Origin of the sequence: Galbibacter kalidii, from assembly GCF_026241135.1 — a bacterium.
In the GTDB taxonomy this organism is placed as follows: domain Bacteria; phylum Bacteroidota; class Bacteroidia; order Flavobacteriales; family Flavobacteriaceae; genus Galbibacter.
Genome location: NZ_JAPFGA010000005.1, coordinates 18,033 through 37,503, shown reverse-complemented (window position 1 = coordinate 37,503; position 19,471 = coordinate 18,033). Strand labels below are relative to the sequence as shown.

Sequence of the window (19,471 nt, the reverse complement as noted above, 5' to 3'; positions counted from 1 at the left end):
AAATTTTTTAATTTACCTCACCCAGAATTGCCAAACTAGCATACGTAGAATTTTAATATTAAGCGATCCCCTTTTCGGGTTTTTAATAATCGCTATACTCGTCTCCCAAATTGAAGGTAAGCGAAAAACGCAAGGTATTTTCCAGCGGATTCCGAACCCTGGAAGTAGAAAACAAATAAGAAAAGTCTATTGAAGTGGCTTTAAATCTGAACCCTGCTCCCAATGTAAAAAACTTTCGGGCTCCTTTTTCATCACTTTCATGAAAATAACCTGTTCGTAAAGCAAAAGCATCATTATACATATATTCTGCTCCCAAAGCCCAGGTAATCTCTTTCAATTCTTCGCTAAAACCATCGGGCGCATCGCCAAAAGATGAAAACATCCCTTTAAAGAAACTCTGCGTATAATAATCGTCTTCAGTGTTTATCTCTCCGTCTCCATTGGAGTCACTCGGCGTAGGCACCAACAATTTATTAAACTCTGCATCCAGGGACAGCTTATTTTGTATATCAAACAAAAAATCAAAGCCCCCACCCAATTTTAGATTCGTTGGCAGATAACTTTCCCTTCCTTCTGCATCATACTTTATTTTGGGACCAACATTGGAAATATTAAATCCCCCTTTCCAGCGTCCGTTGAAATTTTCATAAGCAATTTCGTTCGACTGAAAATATCCGGCCACATCCACAGCAAAAGAACTCGCCGCCGAAGCATCAATATTTTCGTCCCTGATTTTCAGGTCAGACCTTAAATATCTTACAACAACAGCCATGGAATAGTTTTGACTGAGCCTTAATGAATAAGAAACGTCCAAAGCCAATTCGTTAGGTCTTTCAATAATAGGTTGTAGGCCTTGCAGGGCTTCATTTTCGGTAATAAATTCAATATCCCCCAAGCTGAAATACCTAAAACTGGCTGCCCAGGCACTTCGTTCACTGACCCTATTGTAGTATGTGGCATTCAACAAGGCTATATCGTTTACCAACTTACTTAAATATGGTGTATAACTGATTCCTACCCCTATTTGTCGAGTAGCAAAAGTGTATTTTGCAGGATTCCATTGTTGTGAATAAACATCGGGGGTAGTTGTTGCTCCAAGTTCACCCATTCCTCCGGCTTTAGCATCAGACGCAATAGCAAGAAAAGGCACTGCGGTTGTTATCATCCGAGAGTCTTCCTGAGCCCTTAACAGATTTGAGAGAAACAGTATACCAAGGAGCAAATAGTTTATCTTCATGAGATTTGGTTATTTTAAACAAATATAATCGATTCTTGCAGTTCAACAAATCCACCAACAATCGTTAGTTTCCTATTAACGGATTCTTTGCAATATTCTTATACAATAGCCCTTGATTTCTTGTTAATCGGCAGAAAGTATCGATGAAATCATCTTTTTATATGATGAAATAACAATAATAAGAGAAAAGAAAATTGCCTATCCGTTAATCTAAGTAGAAATCCACAAAAACAGGTATAATAAAGTCAGGTTTTGTTCGTTATACAACAGCATAAGGGACTTTGGCAACATAATCCACACAATTTTCATGAAAAAAATTGAATTAAATCACTTAATTGCTATATTGCACACTTATTTAAGACAACTCAAATCTTAATTATGAAAAAGTATCTATTAAACGTATACGTGTTATGTTTGGTAGGGTTTGTGAGTTTTACAAGCTGTAAAAATTCTAAAAACACTTCCAGGGCTACCGGTTGGCAAATCAACTCAAAAGAAGGTGGCTTTCAATACAACACAGATTTTAAAGAACAGGAAACCGCTCCCGGATTGGTCTTTCTCGAAGGTGGAACATTCACCAGAGGAAAGGTTCAAGACGATGTAATGCACGACTGGAACAACACACCTACAAAACAACACGTTCAGTCTTTTTACATGGATGAGACTGAGGTAACCAACAAGATGTACATGGAATATCTTGATTACCTGAAAAGCGTTTATCCTCCGGATAATCCTGCCTACGCAAACATCTACAAAGGTGCATTGCCGGACACATTAGTGTGGAGAAACAGACTTGGTTATAACGAAGTGATGACCAACAATTACCTAAGACACCCTGCCTATGCGGAATATCCCGTAGTTGGAGTGAATTGGGTTCAAGCTGTTCAGTTTTCTGAATGGAGAACCGATCGTGTAAACGAATTGATGCTGGAACGCGAAGGTTATCTTGCCAAAAACAGTAAATATGCTGCTATAGACGGTCAAGTTGATGGCGGTTTTAGTTCAGAAACCTATTTGAACAGTCCTTCAAGTTCATATGGCGGACAAATAGATTCCCATCTAGGAAAAAAGGCCGGTAAGGATTCTACTACCAGCACTTATGCTGAAAGATCTACTGGGGTTATCATGCCGCAGTATAGACTTCCTACCGAAACGGAATGGGAATATGCTGCTCAGGCCATTATAGAAACCAGAGAATACAACAACTACAGAGGTAGAAAGAAATATCCTTGGCAAGGGGAATACACCCGCTCAGGAAAAAGAAGAAATCGTGGTGATCAGTTAGCCAATTTCAAACAAGGAAAAGGAGATTATGGTGGAATTGCCGGTTGGTCTGACGACGGTGCCGATATTACTGCTGAAGTAAAATCATACCCGCCAAACGACTGGGGATTATATGATATGGCTGGTAACGTTGCTGAATGGGTTGCTGACGTGTATCGCCCAATCGTAGACGATGAAGCAAACGATTTTAACTACTACCGTGGAAATGTGTACATGAAAACTTCCATCGGTGAAGACGGAAAAGTAAAAATCGTAGGAAAAGACTTTATCCGTTATGACACCTTGCCCAACGGTAGAATTGTTGCCCGTGACCTCCCCGGAGAGATCGCCATGGTTCCTGTTGATAAGAATGATACTTATTTGAGAACCAATTTCAGCAAGAGTGACAATAGAAACTACAGAGATGGAGATCCTGGTTCTACAAGATATTATGACTTGTTTAATCCGGAAGACAATGAAAATGCTGAAAAGATGTATAACTCTCCTGAACACAAAACCGAAAGAGATTCATTAGGGAACCTTATCAAAAAATTTGATGAATCCAATACCAGAACAACGCTCATCAGTGACGAGGTTCGCGTGTACAAAGGTGGTTCATGGAGAGACAGAGCATACTGGATCGATCCTGCACAGAGAAGGTATCTACCACAGTATATGGCGACCGACTATATCGGTTTCCGTTGTGCCATGTCAAGGGTAGGTTCTAAAGCAAAAGAGAAAAAGACACCGAGACATTAAAAAATATTCCACATTTTTTCATAAGAGGCCCTGAATATTTCAGGGCTTTTTTTATACTTTTAATCCATGAAAATTGAAGAGCTACACCGCATATTCCTAAACACAAACGGAGTTGTTACCGATACCCGGAAAATTGAAAAGAACACCATTTTTTTCGCTTTAAAGGGAGCAAATTTTAACGGAAATCAATTTGCTAAAGATGCCCTTGACAAAGGAGCTGATTATGCTGTTATAGACGAAAAGGAATTTCAAATTTCAGAAAAAACCATCTTGGTTGAAGATGTCTTGAAAAGCTTGCAGCAACTCGCTAACCACCACAGAAGTTTTTTGAAACTCCCTATCATATCGCTAACCGGAAGTAACGGGAAAACAACTACCAAAGAACTCATCAATGCTGTGTTGTCTAAGAAATTCAACACTGTTGCCACCAAAGGCAACTTAAACAATCACATTGGTGTACCGCTCACCCTACTCTCCATGGATAAATCGACCGAAATAGGAATTGTGGAAATGGGTGCCAATCACTTGAAAGAAATTGAATCCCTCTGCAAAATCACCCATCCTGATTTCGGCTATATCACCAATTTCGGAAAAGCACACCTTGAAGGTTTTGGAAATATTGAAGGTGTTATTCAAGGTAAAAGTGAACTCTATGATCACCTTATCTCCAATAACAAAACGATTTTTTATAATTCCGATGACCCTATTCAAACCGAAAAACTAAAAAACTACGAGAAAAAGTTCGGCTTTAGCACAACAAACAATGGCGATGTCGAAATTCACCTTGACAAAACAGCCCCATTTGTTTGTATAACCGCACAGGGAGCTTCTATAAACTCCAGGCTTATTGGCAGCTATAATTTCACAAACATTGCTGCAGCGGTTGCTATCGGACTTTATTTTAATATTCCGATGACAAAGATCAAAGAAGCGATAAGAGACTACACCCCTACAAACAATCGCTCCCAAATTCTGAACACTGAAAAGCACAAAATCGTCATGGATGCTTACAATGCCAATCCAAGTAGCATGAAAGTAGCTCTGGAGAATTTTAAAGCCATGAACGGCGATAACAAAGTGATTATTCTAGGTGATATGTTTGAATTGGGTAGCGAATCTGAAAAAGAACATCAAAACATAGCCGAACTCGCTATAGCAATGAATTTTGAAAAGGTGCTTTTGATAGGCGAAAATTTTTACCGCACAAAGACAAGTGCATCAAAATTCAACAGTTTTGAAGAGCTTAAAAATTACCTTGTTAAAAATCCGCTACCAAATGATAGCGCCATTTTGATAAAAGGATCCAGGGGTATGGCTTTGGAAAGGGTTTTGGATTGTTTGTAAAATTCAAAACCCCTAAAATGATTTTGTTGTTGACACTTAATCTTCAAGCAGCTCAAAAGAAGCCCTTCTGTTCAACCGATGTTCTTCTTCCGTGCATTTCACACCATCTGAGCAATGGTTGACCAAATTAGATTCACCATAACCCTTAGCATAAAACCGCTCACTGGACAATCCTTTTAAGTTTAAATAATCGGCTACTGCGGCAGCTCTACGTTCTGTTAGCCCAATATTGTATGTAGCCGGCCCTCTAGAATCGGCATGTGCCCCAAAGGAAACCACAACATCAGGATACATATCCATAAATGCAACAAGCACATCTAGCCTCTCTTTGCTTTCCGATGTTAAATGAGACGAATCGAATGCAAAATACACTTGTTTAACAGCTTCAAATTCATTTAAAATCTTTTGTCGTAACAATTCAGCTTCAGTAGGCCCTGCATCTATGATTTTTTCTTTTTCTATTTCAACAACACTTGTGGTATCTGCTACAGGTTCAGGCACTGATTCTACCTCTACAATATTTTCATTGGTCAAAAGTTCTTCTCCTTTGGAGTTCGTCAATTTAAACACAACACCAATTGAATACTGTGCATGATTGGTCGCTACCTCTCTATCTTTTACAGAAAACTTTCCGACAGCGTTCAAATTTATGCCTACTCTATCGCTCAACCATATATTAGAACCACCTCCAGCATTTAATGTAGGCCTTCCTATATCTCCAACCCATGTATAACCACCACCCGCAGCCAAATAAGGATCAAACCATCCCATATGTCCGAAAACCCTATTCAAGCTATAACTTATCTGAGTATCAATGCCTACATAATCTCTATCTCCCAAAAGCTCGGTTCCATCTACCATTCTCCCGCTTTTGTAATGATTATAAGTCCCTATAAGTTGAAAGCCTAAACCGTTATTAAGAAAATAACCAACCGAGGCCCTTGAAGGAAAAGGCACCATATGCCAATTATCATCCACATCAGCATATTGCCTGCTTTTAATTCCCATGTCGTCTACCACATTAAACCCAATGCCTAATAACCAAAAATTATCCCCTTCCTGTGCGTGTACTTCAGCTACAAAAAAGAATAAAATTGAGAGTAGTTTTAAAAGTTTCATATAATTATAGTAGTTGATTAGTTGGTAGAAGGTACCCCAAATAACCTCTTCGACAAAAAAACTACTATAAAGCCACCTAAAAAGTCGGCAGATAACAATCAATAGAGAGAAGTACTACACTCTGATAATCAATACTTTACCATTTTATAAATATAAACCTTACAACAAAACGACTAATTATCGTACAATTTTTATAATCCGAAATCGCATTTGGTTCACTTTAGGACTCTCATTCCCAAATCTTTAATATTCGTAAAGTTTGTATATAAAACAAAAAACCATTCAAGAAATTGAATGGTTTTTCTAAAAAGCTGGTGGGCGATGAGGGATTCGAACCCCCGACCTACTGGGTGTAAACCAGCCGCTCTGAACCAACTGAGCTAATCGCCCTTTTTATTTCCTTATTGCGGATGCAAATATAGAACAGTTTTTCAATCCCACAAAAGAAAAAATGAAAAAAATTAAACTATTTCTGCTACCACAAAATTGCTACCTCCAACAAATATAAAATCATCCTCTGATGCCCTATTTTTAGCAGCGTCCAAAGCTTCTGAAACTGAACCGTATACCTCACCTTTCAATGAAAAATATGCTGCTTTTTGCTGTAGAACTTTGGCATCCATAGCTCTTAAAATATCCGGGGAACAAAAATAAAAAATCGCATCTTTCGGAAACAAAGGGAGAATCTCATCCAACTTTTTGCCTTTTACAAAGCCTAACACAATATGTAGCTTGCCGAATGCCTGTTTTAAAATTTGATTGATCACAATGGAAAGCCCTTCCTTATTATGGGCAGTATCACAAATTACAGTGGGCTTTTCTGCCATTTTTTGCCACCTCCCCATAAGTCCGGTGTTCTTTACGGTATGTAGAAGTCCGTTTTTTATGTGTCCTTCTGAAATTTGAAAGCTTTTAAGCTGTTTTAACACAGTTACAACTGCCTTAATGTTCTTTTCCTGATAATCGCCCAGCAAATCACTTTTATAACTACAACTAGTCTCAGCAGCCAAAAAAAGAGGCGAATTGACTTCCTTGGCAACAGATTGAAATACCGGAAATGTCGATTCATCATATTCACTGATCACCACCGGCACATCAGGCTTGATAATTCCCGCTTTTTCCCAAGCAATCTTCTCCAGCGTATCGCCCAACATATCGGTATGATCATAACCGATATTGGTAATCAAAGACACTTCAGGAGTAATGATGTTTGTCGAATCAAATCGTCCTCCCAATCCAACTTCAACAACAGCGATATCTACTTTTTCATCAGCAAAATAGCGAAACGCCATACCGACGGTCATTTCAAAAAAAGACAGCTGATTATCCTCCAAAAAGGTTTTATTTTTAGCTATAAAATCAACTACAAAATCTTCAGTAACATCTTCCCCGTTAATTTTTATGCGTTCCCTAAAATCTTTAAGGTGCGGTGAGGTATACAAACCCACCTTATATCCCGCTTCTTGTAGAACAGAAGCCAACATATGACTTGTGGAACCTTTTCCGTTGGTTCCTGCCACGTGAATGGATCTAAAGCCCAATTCCGGGTTTCCAAGGTGTTTTGCAAAAGCAATGGTATTGGTAAGTTTAGGATTAAAAGCTGATTGCCCCTGTTTTTGATACATAGACAAGCGGCCAAACATCCAGTTTAGCGTTTGATCGTATGTCATTTGCTATCCTCTGAGTTTAAAATTAACGACTACAAATCCTATTTGACGTGAAGGAGCATTAGAATCTGCATTCCATTTGTAGGACCTCGCAGTTTTATCTGCTGCTTCTTTTAAACATTGTGCCGTATTGGTCGTTCCTTTAACTCCGGATGTTGTACTTACAACTTTCCCCGACCTGTCTACTTCGATCTTGACAACGACCGTTCCGGACTCGTTACAATCCTGCACAAACTTATCCCCTGACATCAAACTACGGCCGTTAAGTCCGTAACCTGTTCCTCCCGATCCGCTTCCGGCACCGCCATAATAACTGCTTGCATAAGGGTCGCCGTCAGGTTGTCCTTTATCCCCTGCTCTGTCATCATCACCTTCGCCTCCACTGGCTTCACCGTCGGAATTATTAAGTCCGCCCATTAGTGCGTCCAAGCTCTCTTTTTTGGCTTCCTGTTCTTTTCTGATGCGTTCTTCTTCCACTTTTCGCTCTCTCTCAAGGCGTTCGGCTTCAGCCTGTGCTTTACGCTTCGCTTCCTCCTCGGCTTTTTTCTTAGCCTCAGCTTCTTTTTTCTTTTTTATAACGATAGACTCCTCGTTATTTTGGGTTACCACTTCCTCGGACTTTTCAACAGACTCTTCAGGTGTTGTAGGCGTTGGTTTTGCTGTTTCAGAAGTTTTTTTCGGCTCAGGCTTTTCTACAGGAGTGCTTTTAATTTTTTCCTTTGGCTGTACATTTCCGCTACCGAAATTGGTAGTGCCAAAGTTTACAGATATACCACTCTCTATGGGTGGATCTAAATAAGACAACCCAATATAAAACATTAACAAGATGAGTGCACTGAGCAACACCGTTGTTATTGTAAACGATTTTTTCTTATGTCGGGTATCTAAAAAAGACATTTTATTTAGGTCTTACAGCCAGTATTACTTTATAATTGTTCTGATTGGCAATATCCATAATGTTTACTGCATTATCGATAGGTACGCTCTTTTCGGCTCTTAAGATAATTGTTGGTGTTTCAACATCCTTTAGCCTTCGTCTGAGCTCGGTTTCAACAAATTCCGGCTTTACTTTCTGATCATCTACATAAATATCGAGATTGTTATTGATACTTACAGAAACGTTCTGAACATTTGTTGATTTTCCTTTAGCTTTAGGCAAAAGCAGGTCTAATGCGTTTGGCGTATTTGAGGTAAGCATAAAGAACACCAAGAGCAAAAAAACAATATCAGTCATGGAACTCATACTGAATTCCGGCGACACTTTGTTTCTTCCTTTTAGTTTCATGAGTCTGTTTTATTTATTTTTCAAAGGTCACATGGAACACCCACATTCATCTCCATTTTGTATTAAAAAGAAACTTTACCATGGGTATTTCATAAATATATTTTTATATCACAAAAACATCCATAATCATCTTTATAATATAATGAATTTAAGCTGATTATAAATGTTTCATATTCTTAAATTTAATCTAATAACGAAGAAGAACCTATACAGGCTCATTCAACAAGTCTAGGAATTGAACCGCATTGGCTTCCATATTGTGGACTACCTTATCTGTACGAACTACAACATGATTATAACCAATATATGCTATAATCCCTACTATAAGTCCACCAACGGTAGTTGTCATCGCCGTATAAATACCTCCGGCCAATTGCCCCATTTCGGCTTGTCCGCCACTGGTCGCCATTTGATGGAAAGCAATGATCATACCGATCACAGTTCCCAAGAAACCTATCATTGGGGCAGCTCCCGCTACGGTTGCCAAAATACTCACATTCTTTTCCAATTTATAGACCTCTAAAGTACCGGCATTCTCTATCGCTTTATTGATATCGTCCAAAGGTTTTCCTATACGTGAAATTCCTTTTTCCGTGAGTCGTGCTACCGGTGAATCTGTTTGTGCACATAATATTTTGGCCGCTTCCAACTTGCCGTTGGAAACATGGTCCCGAATCTGGTTCATAAAGTTTTTATCGATCTTCGACGCAGCTTTAATCGCAAAAATCCGTTCAAAATAGATATACAGCGCTACAAACAACAAGACAAAAAGTATCGCTATTATGACTACACTTCCAGTTCCTCCGTTTGCAATCAAGTCTATAACCGATAATGTCTTTTCTTCAGAAAGTGCTTCTTCTGCCACTTCCTGGGTCGCTTCTTGAAATAATACCATATGTTATATTTATATAGGTTAGGTTAATAACGGTGATTTAGTCGTAAAATTATCCGTTCAGAATTAAATTTCTTATCAATATAAAAACTCCGGCACCGGCTATAAAACCGACAAATGCCAACCAAGCTATTTTTTTAAGATACCAGAAAAAATCAATTTTTTCCATTCCCATTGCTACAACTCCGGCAGCAGAACCAATAATAAGCATACTACCGCCCGTTCCGGCAGAATAGGCAATAAAATGCCAAACAGGATCGTCCATTCCTACAGAGAACATTCCCATACTGGCTGCCACCAACGGCACATTATCTATAATAGCTGAACCGACACCTAGTATGAGTATTACCAAATCCGAAACTTTTTCACCTACCCCTTCTGTCCCCAACATTGGCATACTTTCATCTAATGTTTCAGCAAAATGGAATAGCATTCCTAAGGATTCCAAAGCTGCTACAGCCATCAAAATACCTAAGAAGAACAAGATACTCGGCAATTCTATCCGTGAAAGGGATTGGTGTACCGGACTATGGTGTCCTTGAGCATCGGCTTCACTGTGCTCAATAGCTGCCGAAATGGTAAACTTCCTGTTACTATATATCTCAGCCAAAGTGGCCACAACAGCCAAAGAAAGCATCATTCCAACATAGGGAGGCAAGTGTGTTATCGTCTTAAAAATCGGAACAAAAACAATCATCCCCAATCCGAGGTACAACATGATCGTTCCGTATTTGGATTTTTTAGATCCGTTAGTGAATTCACCTTCTATTTTCCCTTGAAATACCTTCATTCGTGAAGCAATAAAGGTAGGTATGACCATACAAAAGATGGAAGGCACCAATACATGTTCTATCAATTGTGCAGTCGATACTTTATCACCGATCCACAACATGGTAGTTGTAACATCCCCTATCGGAGACCAAGCCCCTCCGGCATTTGCAGCAATAACGATAAGTCCTGCAAACCACAAACGCGTTTTTTTATCATCCAACACTTTTTGAAGAATAGTGATAAGTACGATAGTCGCAGTCAAGTTGTCTATAATCGCAGAAAGCACGAAAGCCAAAATTGAAAAAATCCAAAGCAGCTTCCGTTTACTTCTTGTCTTTATATATCCCTTTATAGTTGCAAAACCATCAAAATAATCAATGATTTCCACTATGGTCATCGCTCCCAGCAGGAATATCAATATCTCGGCTGTTTTCCCTAAATGATGTAGCAAAATCTCATCGATATGGGTGGCTTCAAGTTCTTTCAGCTCGGCATTGACCTCAAAAACATCCATATGGGTCAAGGCTATTATCGCCCATAACAGCGCCATCATTCCCAAAGCAGGAATCAGTTTATCTACTTTTAAATTGTGCTCTAAAGTAATAGCCAAATACCCAAGAACAAATACAATAATAATTATCATTTCCATAGGGATAGTTTAATTTTTTTGATTGTTAGTATAAAATCCGGGCCTAAATTAATTGTTTTAATGCGATTTCAAAAGCGGTGCTGCTAATATTTGTTTTATTAACACTTTGTTTGAAGGTATTTTGCAGGGCTTTTTTAATGGTATTTGATGTGTCTTCAAAAATCGCTTTGTCTGTCATTTCTGTTCGCCGTTCCATAAAATAAGCGAAAACACGAGCCATACCACAATTTGAAATAAAATCCGGTATCAAACTGATACGTTGGTCTGTATATTCCATAATCGGTCCAAAAAATATCTCTTTATCGGCAAAAGGCACATTGGCTCCGCATGTTACCACCTCCAAACCTGTATCGATCAATTTGGTTATTTGTTCTTTGGTGATCAATCGCGAAGCGGCACAGGGCATAAATATCTCTGCGGAAAGACTCCAGATTCTTTCATTCATTTCTTTAAACGGAATCATATTTTCCAGTGCCAAGGTACTTCCCTTTTTAGCCAAGAAAAATGATTTTATCTCTTCAAAAGCAAAACCTTCTTCATTGATCACACCTCCGTCAATATCGATAATCCCTACAATTTTCACTCCCATTTGGGAGAGATAATAGGCTGCGGCGGCTCCTACATTTCCAAATCCTTGTACGATTGCTTTTTTACCTTTTACAGCTCCTCTGTATATGTTGTAATAATGTTTTACCGATTCTGCCACCCCATACCCGGTGATCATATCTGCAACGGTGTACTTTCTTTTTACATCGGGAGAAAAGCGTTCGTTTTCCAAAACTTTGATCACCCCCTGTCTCAATTGTCCGATACGGTTAATCTTGTCCGCCTCCGTTGGTCTGAAATGTCCGTTGAACACCCCCTCCTGCGGATGCCACACCCCACAATCTTCCGTAATGGGGATTACTTCATGAATTTCATCAACATTCAGGTCGCCTCCGGTTCCGTAGTAACTTTTCAACAAGGGAGACACAGCTTTGTACCAACGCTCCAAAACCTCTTTTTTACGAGGATCTTTAGGATCAAAATTGATTCCGGATTTAGCACCTCCAATGGCCGGACCCGAAACAGTAAATTTCACTTCCATAGTCTTGGCAAGCGATAAAACCTCGTTTGCATCCAAGCCAACGCGCATTCTCGTACCGCCACCGGCAGCTCCTCCGCGAAGGGAATTGATCACTGTCCACCCTTCCGCTTCAGTTTCAGGGTCTTTCCAGTTAAATATAATTTCAGGGGATTTTTCTTCGTATTGTTTAAGCAGTTCTTTCATTCTGATTTTTAAACTTTATAAATATATTTAAACTATAAGGCCTCAGCTTCACGCCTTACAATATTTTATGGTTTGTATATTTTTCCACTACTATGATCTTTGCTACTTCCTGTAATGCTCTTCAGGCAATTCACTTCATTTCGCATTTTCAACACGCCTAAAAAGCCAAAAATAATCGCTTCCTTAAATTCGATTATCGCTTTTTCGGGTATCACAATATCCGCTTTACTCAAATCCTTTAATCGCTGCATCAAAAGATTGTTATACGCACCTCCTCCTGTCACCAAAACTTTAGCTGAAGGCTTTAAAACCGCCGCTATTTGAATTGCAATATGCTCCACATAGGTTCGTAAAACAGCTTCAACCGATGCTTGAGCTGCATCAATCATAGGGAGCACTTCCTGTTCTACCCATTCTATCCCCAACGATTTCGGATATGGCTTTTTATAAAACGGAAGATCATTTAGTTTATCCAACAAGGCATTATTCACTTCTCCCGTTGATGCTATTTTCCCACCATCATCATATTCAAAACCCAATGTGGCCACATAATGATTCAACACATTGTTTGCCGCACAGATATCAAAAGCCTTATATTCATCACCGATCTTAGTTGAAACATTGGCAAAGCCGCCAATATTCAAACAAAAATCATATTCAGCAAAAAGCAGCTTGTCACCCACAGGCACCAAGGGCGCTCCTTGTCCGCCCAATTTCACATCGTCTACCCGAAAATCACAAACCACCGTCTTTCCTGTCTTTTCTGAAATACATGGAAGATTCCCTATTTGATATGTGATTCCTTTTTCGGGTTCATGAAAAACCGTATGCCCATGTGAAGCCACAAAGTCTATATCAGACAAGTTATTTTTTGAAATAAAGTCCGATATAACATCAGCTAAATAAATAGTGTATTCTTTGTCCAGTTTTTCTAAGGCTTCTTGGGATAGATGAATCGCATTTTTCAAGCGATTCCTCCACTGGTCATTATACGGAATTGTCTCACAACAAATTACATCAAAACTCCAAGAGGCTTTATTTTCAAATCGGACGTTCACCAAATCGATTCCGTCCAGCGATGTACCCGACATCACTCCTACAACGTTATAGTAATTCTTTTTCATATTCGGTAAAAATAAATAAGAATCATTGAAAATGTTACATTTTAAAATTATATTTGGGCAATCTATTAAAAATATCACAAAAATAGCATGGATTTCAGACTTTCCGAAGAACAATTAATGATTCAACAAGCGGCCAGGGATTTTGCAAAAACAGAACTGCTTCCCGGAGTTATCGAAAGAGATGAAAAACAAGAGTTTCCAAAAGAACAAGTAAAGAAAATGGGGGAGCTTGGTTTTTTAGGAATGATGACATCACCTGAATATGGTGGAAGTGGGATGGATACCATTTCTTATGTCTTGGTCATGAAGGAACTGTCAAAAATAGACGCTTCCTCATCAGTTATTGTAAGCGTAAACAATTCTTTGGTTTGCTGGGGATTGGAAAAATACGGCACCGAACAACAAAAGAAAAAATATTTAACCCGATTGGCTTCGGGAGACATCATAGGCGCTTTTTGCCTGTCTGAGCCTGAAGCGGGCAGTGATGCGACTTCACAAAAAACCACGGCTATAGACAAAGGTGATCACTATATCGTAAACGGTACCAAGAACTGGATCACCAACGGGAACTCTGCCGATGTTTATCTGGTTATTGCACAAACATATCCTGAAAAAAAACATAAGGGCATCAACGCACTTATACTCGAAAAAGGCATGCCCGGTTTTGAAATAGGTCCAAAGGAACAAAAACTCGGAATCCGCGGAAGCGACACCCATTCCCTTATTTTCAACGATGTAAAAGTCCCAAAAGAAAATCTCATTGGAGAAGATGGCTTCGGATTTAAATTCGCCATGAAAACCCTTTCCGGTGGAAGAATAGGAATTGCCGCCCAAGCCCTTGGAATAGCATGGGGAGCTTATGAACTTGCCAAAGAATACTCAAAAGTGAGAAAAGCTTTTGGTACTGAAATTTGCAACCATCAGGCTATTGCCTTCAAACTGGCCGATATGCATACCCAAATTAAAGCAGCAGAACATCTTGTGCTTAAAGCAGCTTGGGACAAAGACATAGATGAAGATTATGATATTTCAGGCTCCATGGCCAAGTTGTATGCTTCGGAAGTTGCTATGAATACCACTATTGAAGCCGTACAGATACATGGAGGAAACGGCTACGTAAAAGAATATCATGTAGAACGACTCATGCGGGACGCTAAGATCACCCAGATCTATGAAGGTACTTCAGAAATTCAAAAAATTGTAATTTCGCGAAGTCTTTTATCAGAATAGCCCCTGGTAAAACAAAAGTTTTTTAAATAAAAAGTATGGTTTTTAAAACAACCCCCTAAAAAATAAGGGGTTTTCTGAAAATAATTAGTTTTATACCCAAACACTCTCCTGTTTACACGGTATAGTGATCAAATTATCAATAAAAAATGAAATAACCCCTCAAAATTATAGGGGTTAGCAATATTTTGATCTTAAATTAACAATTTGATAATTTGCCATACCCCAAAATTTTGATATTGAATTTTTGACAACAATTAATTCCTAACGATTGATTTATTTCATCTTTTGATTCAAAATCTTGAAAAATTGACATCTTTCTGACTATTTTTGTGGAAACCACGTAAATTTATGAAGCCACAAGAACAAGGACTATACTCTCCGGAGTTTGAACATGACAATTGCGGTGCAGGCTTTATCTGTAACCTAAATGGAGTACGCACAAACGATATCATTCACAAAGCACTTGATATCTTAATCCGCTTGGAACACCGCGGTGCCGTAAGTGCCGACGGAAAAACCGGGGATGGTGCGGGAATCCTTATTGAAATCCCTCACGATTTCTTTAAAAAAGCATGTGATTTTGATATCCCTGAAGCTAAAGAATATGCCGCAGGAATGCTTTTCTTGCCTAAATCTGAAAATCAATCCAAAATGTGTATTGATATTTTTGAGGAGAACATCAAAAAGCAAGGGCTCAATATCATTGGCTGGCGTGATGTTCCTGTTGATCATAACTGTATCGGAGAAATTGCTGCTGAAACAGAACCCGGGATCAAGCAGGTTTTTATTGGTAAAAACGGACAAGGTCTTTCAGATGAAGAATTCAACGCAAAACTTTTTGCGGGAAGAAAGATTGCTGAGCATCAAATTTTAGCTTCCAACCTTTCCGAAGCTGAATATTTTTACTTTTCGAGTCTATCAACAACAACTATTATATATAAAGGACTTTTAATGCCTCAGGATATCAGCAGGTATTACAAAGACCTGATGCAACCTGAAGTGGTGACCAAACTTGCCTTGGTACACCAACGTTTCTCGACCAACACCTTCCCTACCTGGGATTTGGCTCAGCCATTCCGCTATATGTGCCACAATGGAGAGATCAATACCCTAAGAGGGAACCTGAGTAGAATGAAAGCTCGTGAAGAACTTTTCAAAAGTGATCTTTTTGGAGACACCCTAAAAGATATTCCTCCTGTGGTTTTGGAAGGGAAATCAGATTCTGCCTCTATGGATATGGTCCTAGAGCTTCTGCTACAAACAGGACGTTCGCTACCGGAAATCATGATGATGATGGTACCCGAAGCATGGGAAAAACACCAATCGATGTCCGATACCAAAAAAGCGTTCTATGAGTACAATTCGTGTATCATGGAACCATGGGACGGACCGGCTTCTATTCCTTTTACCGACGGAAATTATATCGGTGCCCTGCTGGACAGAAACGGTTTGAGACCTTCCCGATATACCGTTACCAAAGACGGTTATGTAATCATGTCTTCTGAAACCGGGGTGATCGACGTAAAACCTGAAAATGTAGAACTACACGGAAGGTTGGAGCCAGGACGTATGTTCTTGGTAGATATGATCGAAGGAAAAATTGTGGGTGACGAGGAGGTAAAAGAAAGTATTGTTACCAAAAGGCCATATAGAAAATGGTTGGATGAAAACCTATTACCATTGGCTGACGTTCCTTATACCGGAAACAAAACTCCTGTAGAAAAAGAAGATTTCGTAAAAAGACAAAAATTATTCGGATATACTATAGAAGATCTCAAAACCATTATTGCCCCTATGGCAGGATTGGGGAAAGAAGCCATTGGATCTATGGGAACAGATACGCCTTTGGCGGTATTGTCTGATAAACCTCAATTGCTTTTTAACTACTTCAAGCAGTTGTTTGCCCAGGTGACCAATCCACCTTTAGATGGTATCCGTGAAGAGATCGTCACAGACATCAGTCTATCGATTGGTGGCGACCGAAACATCTTTGATATTGTTCCGGAACAAGCCAAAAAACTGAAAATTCAGAATCCGGTAATATCCAACGAAGACCTTGACAAAATCAAATATATTAACCACCCGGACTTTAAGGCCGTTTCAATTTCAATCCTTTATGATATCAATAAAGGATTGAATGGCCTTGAAGCTCGTTTAGATGAAATCGTAGAAGAGATTTCATCTGCTATTGACGAAGGTCACAACATTATTATCCTATCTGATAGAAATGTTTCTTCCAAGATGGCACCTATTCCTTCTGCTTTAGCGTGTTCTTATGTACACCACTCGCTGAAGAAAAAAGGAAAAAGGTCGTCTATTGGAATCATTATAGAATCTGCCGAACCAAGGGAACCACATCATTTCGCGCTCTTGTTCGGTTATGGTGCCAGTGCCATCAACCCGTATATGGTTAATGAGATTATTGCCAAAATGGTTACCGATGGCGAAGTAAACTCCAGCTTTGAAGAAGCTATTAACAACTTCAACATAGCCATAGGAAAAGGTATCGTGAAAATCATGAACAAAATCGGTATTTCCACTTTGCATTCCTATAGAGGGGCTCAAATATTTGAAGCTTTAGGGCTCAACAAGAAGTTTGTCGATAAATATTTCCGCGGTACTGCAACCCGAATTGAAGGAATCGGTATTTATGAAATAGAAAGAGAAATTCAAGAGCGATTTACTAAAGCTTTTACCGAAAGTGAAGCAGCCCTTGACCTGGAAATTGGCGGTGATTACCGTTGGCGCAGGAATGGAGAACGCCATATGTTCAACCCAACTACCGTAGCAAAACTTCAACAGGCCGTAAGAAGCAATAAATTTGACAGCTACAAGGAATACTCAAACATGATCAACGAGCAAAGTGAACGCTTGATGACATTAAGAGGTATGTTCAAATTTAAAGAACTCAATCCTATTTCTATTGATGAAGTAGAACCGTGGACAGATATCGTAAAACGCTTTAAGACCGGAGCTATGTCGTTTGGATCGATTAGTAAGGAAGCGCATGAGAACCTTGCTATCGCGATGAACAGGATACAAGGAAAAAGTAATTCGGGTGAAGGTGGAGAAAATCCGGATCGTTTCCATAAAGACCTTAATGGAAACTGGAGAAACAGTGCAATCAAACAGGTTGCCTCCGGACGTTTTGGTGTATCGATCAACTACTTGAGCAATGCCAAGGAGATCCAAATAAAAATGGCACAAGGGGCTAAGCCCGGTGAAGGAGGACAATTGCCAGGACCAAAAGTAAATCCGGCGATTGCAAAAACAAGAAATTCCACACCTTATGTAGGTTTAATCTCGCCACCCCCACACCACGATATTTATTCTATTGAGGATTTGGCACAGCTCATCTTCGACCTGAAAAATGCCAATCGCGAAGCGCGAGTAAATGTAAAACTCGTTTCTGAAGTGGGTGTTGGAACCATTGCTGCCGGAGTTGCCAAAGCAAAAGCCGACGTAGTTCTTATTTCCGGTTTTGATGGAGGTACGGGAGCTTCTCCCCTCACCTCGTTGAGACATGCCGGATTGCCGTGGGAATTGGGAATTGCCGAAGCACAACAAACATTGGTTTTGAATGACCTCCGCAGCAGGATTGTTGTAGAATGTGACGGACAGTTAAAAACCGGACGTGATGTTGCTATTGCCTGTTTGTTGGGTGCTGAAGAATTTGGTTTTGCCACCGCTCCCTTAGTAGCTTCAGGATGCATCATGATGCGTGCCTGCCACCTAAACACTTGTCCGGTAGGTATTGCCACACAGGATCCTGAATTGCGTAAAAACTTTAAAGGAACCCCTGAGCATGTGATCAACTTCATGTATTTCATCGCTCAGGAATTGAGACAGATCATGGCCGATCTCGGCTTTAGGTCCATTGATGAAATGGTGGGGCAAAGTCAGAAAATTGACATGAATAAAGCCATTGAACATTATAAAGCTCAAGGAATCGACCTTTCAAACATCTTGTACAAACCAAGAGTTCCTGAGCATGTAAAACTATACAACACAGAAAAACAAGACCATCAACTGGACAATGTGCTCGACTTTGAGATTCTGCGTCTAGCACACCCAGCTGTGTATCGAAAAGAAAAAATGAGTTTGGATTTCCCAATCACAAACATCAACCGAACCACTGGAGCGATCTTGAGTAATGAAATCTCAAAAATTCATGGAGAAAATGGACTTCCGGAAGATACGCTTACCCTTAATTTCACAGGATCGGCCGGACAGAGTTTTGGTGCTTTTTCAACCAAAGGATTGACCTTAAAAGTAAACGGAAATACCAACGATTACTTCGGAAAAGGACTTTCAGGCGCTAAACTGGTTGTAAAAGTTCCTGAAGGCGCAACCTTCAAACCGGAAGAAAATGTCATCATCGGAAATGTTGCCATGTATGGAGCCATCAACGGGGAAGCCTACATCAACGGAATTGCCGGTGAGCGTTTCTTGGTTAGAAATTCCGGAGTGAAAGCTGTAGTTGAAGGTATCGGAGACCACGGTTGTGAGTATATGACCGGAGGTATTGCGGTAATCCTTGGTAAGATAGGACGAAATTTCGCTGCCGGTATGAGCGGTGGTATTGCTTATATCTACAATCCTGACAATTCTTTAGACACCAATAATATCAATATGGAAATGGTCGAATTGGAAGAACTGACGGATAAAGATGAAAAAGAACTGAGCCGTTTGATCAATAAGCATATTGAATATACCGACAGTCCACTTGCAAAACGAATTGTGGCCGATTGGGAGAAAAACAGTAAAAAGTTCGTCAAAGTTATGCCAACAGAATATAAAAAGGCATTGGAGATGCTAGAAAAACAAGAAAACAAAGTAGAACAATTAACAACAGCATAAT

General features: G+C 39.6%; 13 protein-coding genes and 1 tRNA gene. 4 read left to right on the top strand and 10 right to left on the bottom strand.

Annotation, left to right across the window (positions count from 1 at the left end):
- Positions 1 to 82 precede the first annotated feature (82 nt).
- Positions 83 to 1,237 (bottom strand): type IX secretion system outer membrane channel protein PorV, encoded by a 1,155-nt coding sequence (gene porV / locus OOZ15_RS06910; RefSeq protein ID WP_265955295.1) that lies wholly within the window; start codon positions 1,235 to 1,237, stop codon positions 83 to 85.
- Positions 1,238 to 1,615: 378 nt separating this feature from the next.
- On the opposite strand from porV, the gene gldJ reads away from it, so the two are divergent.
- Together gldJ and OOZ15_RS06900 are read left to right on the top strand one after the other, a co-directional pair.
- Entirely contained in the window at positions 1,616 to 3,259 is a 1,644-nt protein-coding gene (gene gldJ / locus OOZ15_RS06905; protein ID WP_265955293.1) for a gliding motility lipoprotein GldJ, read from the top strand.
- 66 nt (positions 3,260 to 3,325) lie between these two features.
- Positions 3,326 to 4,603: a UDP-N-acetylmuramoyl-tripeptide--D-alanyl-D-alanine ligase gene (locus tag OOZ15_RS06900; protein ID WP_265955291.1), complete on the top strand. Its 1,278-nt coding sequence runs from the start codon at positions 3,326 to 3,328 to the stop codon at positions 4,601 to 4,603.
- Between the two features lie 36 nt (positions 4,604 to 4,639).
- Here OOZ15_RS06900 and OOZ15_RS06895 read toward each other — a convergent pair whose 3' ends face one another.
- The 9 genes from OOZ15_RS06895 to OOZ15_RS06855 all read right to left on the bottom strand — a co-directional run bounded on the left by OOZ15_RS06895 (position 4,640) and on the right by OOZ15_RS06855 (position 13,380).
- The gene (locus OOZ15_RS06895; protein WP_265955290.1) at positions 4,640 to 5,722 is read right to left on the bottom strand and encodes an OmpA family protein; all 1,083 of its coding nucleotides are present in this window, start codon (positions 5,720 to 5,722) and stop codon (positions 4,640 to 4,642) included.
- Between the two features lie 312 nt (positions 5,723 to 6,034).
- Positions 6,035 to 6,112 (bottom strand) — tRNA-Val (locus OOZ15_RS06890).
- Positions 6,113 to 6,183: 71 nt separating this feature from the next.
- Positions 6,184 to 7,392 carry a bifunctional folylpolyglutamate synthase/dihydrofolate synthase gene (locus tag OOZ15_RS06885; protein WP_265955288.1) on the bottom strand — a complete coding sequence of 403 codons (1,209 nt, stop codon included), beginning with the start codon at positions 7,390 to 7,392 and terminating at the stop codon, positions 6,184 to 6,186.
- 3 nt (positions 7,393 to 7,395) lie between these two features.
- The gene (locus OOZ15_RS06880; protein ID WP_265955286.1) at positions 7,396 to 8,286 is read right to left on the bottom strand and encodes an energy transducer TonB; all 891 of its coding nucleotides are present in this window, start codon (positions 8,284 to 8,286) and stop codon (positions 7,396 to 7,398) included.
- Position 8,287: 1 nt separating this feature from the next.
- Positions 8,288 to 8,674: an ExbD/TolR family protein gene (locus OOZ15_RS06875; RefSeq protein WP_265955285.1), complete on the bottom strand. Its 387-nt coding sequence runs from the start codon at positions 8,672 to 8,674 to the stop codon at positions 8,288 to 8,290.
- 205 nt (positions 8,675 to 8,879) lie between these two features.
- Positions 8,880 to 9,569, bottom strand: a complete 690-nt coding sequence (locus OOZ15_RS06870) for a MotA/TolQ/ExbB proton channel family protein (protein WP_265955284.1) — start codon at positions 9,567 to 9,569, stop codon at positions 8,880 to 8,882.
- 49 nt (positions 9,570 to 9,618) lie between these two features.
- Complete coding sequence (gene nhaD / locus OOZ15_RS06865; protein ID WP_265955282.1) at positions 9,619 to 10,986, bottom strand: sodium:proton antiporter NhaD; 1,368 nt, start codon at positions 10,984 to 10,986, stop codon at positions 9,619 to 9,621.
- Positions 10,987 to 11,029: 43 nt separating this feature from the next.
- Entirely contained in the window at positions 11,030 to 12,256 is a 1,227-nt protein-coding gene (locus tag OOZ15_RS06860; protein ID WP_265955280.1) for a Glu/Leu/Phe/Val dehydrogenase dimerization domain-containing protein, read from the bottom strand.
- Positions 12,257 to 12,321: 65 nt separating this feature from the next.
- Positions 12,322 to 13,380, bottom strand: a complete 1,059-nt coding sequence (locus tag OOZ15_RS06855) for an anhydro-N-acetylmuramic acid kinase (protein WP_265955279.1) — start codon at positions 13,378 to 13,380, stop codon at positions 12,322 to 12,324.
- Positions 13,381 to 13,467: 87 nt separating this feature from the next.
- On the opposite strand from OOZ15_RS06855, the gene OOZ15_RS06850 reads away from it, so the two are divergent.
- Complete coding sequence (locus OOZ15_RS06850; RefSeq protein WP_265955278.1) at positions 13,468 to 14,610, top strand: acyl-CoA dehydrogenase; 1,143 nt, start codon at positions 13,468 to 13,470, stop codon at positions 14,608 to 14,610.
- A gap of 348 nt (positions 14,611 to 14,958) precedes the next feature.
- Positions 14,959 to 19,470, top strand: coding sequence for a glutamate synthase large subunit (gltB, locus tag OOZ15_RS06845; RefSeq protein ID WP_265955276.1), 4,512 nt, complete (start codon positions 14,959 to 14,961; stop codon positions 19,468 to 19,470).
- Position 19,471 lies beyond the last annotated feature (1 nt).

Bases quoted from the DNA above. Each gene is read 5' to 3' on its own strand.
- OOZ15_RS06895 (WP_265955290.1), bottom strand. From the start codon at position 5,722: ATGAAACTTTTAAAACTACTCTCAATTTTATTCTTTTTTGTAGCTGAA.
- OOZ15_RS06880 (WP_265955286.1), bottom strand. From the start codon at position 8,286: ATGTCTTTTTTAGATACCCGACATAAGAAAAAATCGTTTACAATAACA.
- OOZ15_RS06860 (WP_265955280.1), bottom strand. From the start codon at position 12,256: ATGAAAGAACTGCTTAAACAATACGAAGAAAAATCCCCTGAAATTATA.
- porV (WP_265955295.1), bottom strand. From the start codon at position 1,237: ATGAAGATAAACTATTTGCTCCTTGGTATACTGTTTCTCTCAAATCTG.
- OOZ15_RS06900 (WP_265955291.1), top strand. From the start codon at position 3,326: ATGAAAATTGAAGAGCTACACCGCATATTCCTAAACACAAACGGAGTT.
- OOZ15_RS06885 (WP_265955288.1), bottom strand. From the start codon at position 7,392: ATGACATACGATCAAACGCTAAACTGGATGTTTGGCCGCTTGTCTATG.
- OOZ15_RS06850 (WP_265955278.1), top strand. From the start codon at position 13,468: ATGGATTTCAGACTTTCCGAAGAACAATTAATGATTCAACAAGCGGCC.
- nhaD (WP_265955282.1), bottom strand. From the start codon at position 10,986: ATGGAAATGATAATTATTATTGTATTTGTTCTTGGGTATTTGGCTATT.
- OOZ15_RS06875 (WP_265955285.1), bottom strand. From the start codon at position 8,674: ATGAAACTAAAAGGAAGAAACAAAGTGTCGCCGGAATTCAGTATGAGT.
- gldJ (WP_265955293.1), top strand. From the start codon at position 1,616: ATGAAAAAGTATCTATTAAACGTATACGTGTTATGTTTGGTAGGGTTT.
- OOZ15_RS06870 (WP_265955284.1), bottom strand. From the start codon at position 9,569: ATGGTATTATTTCAAGAAGCGACCCAGGAAGTGGCAGAAGAAGCACTT.
- OOZ15_RS06855 (WP_265955279.1), bottom strand. From the start codon at position 13,380: ATGAAAAAGAATTACTATAACGTTGTAGGAGTGATGTCGGGTACATCG.
- gltB (WP_265955276.1), top strand. From the start codon at position 14,959: ATGAAGCCACAAGAACAAGGACTATACTCTCCGGAGTTTGAACATGAC.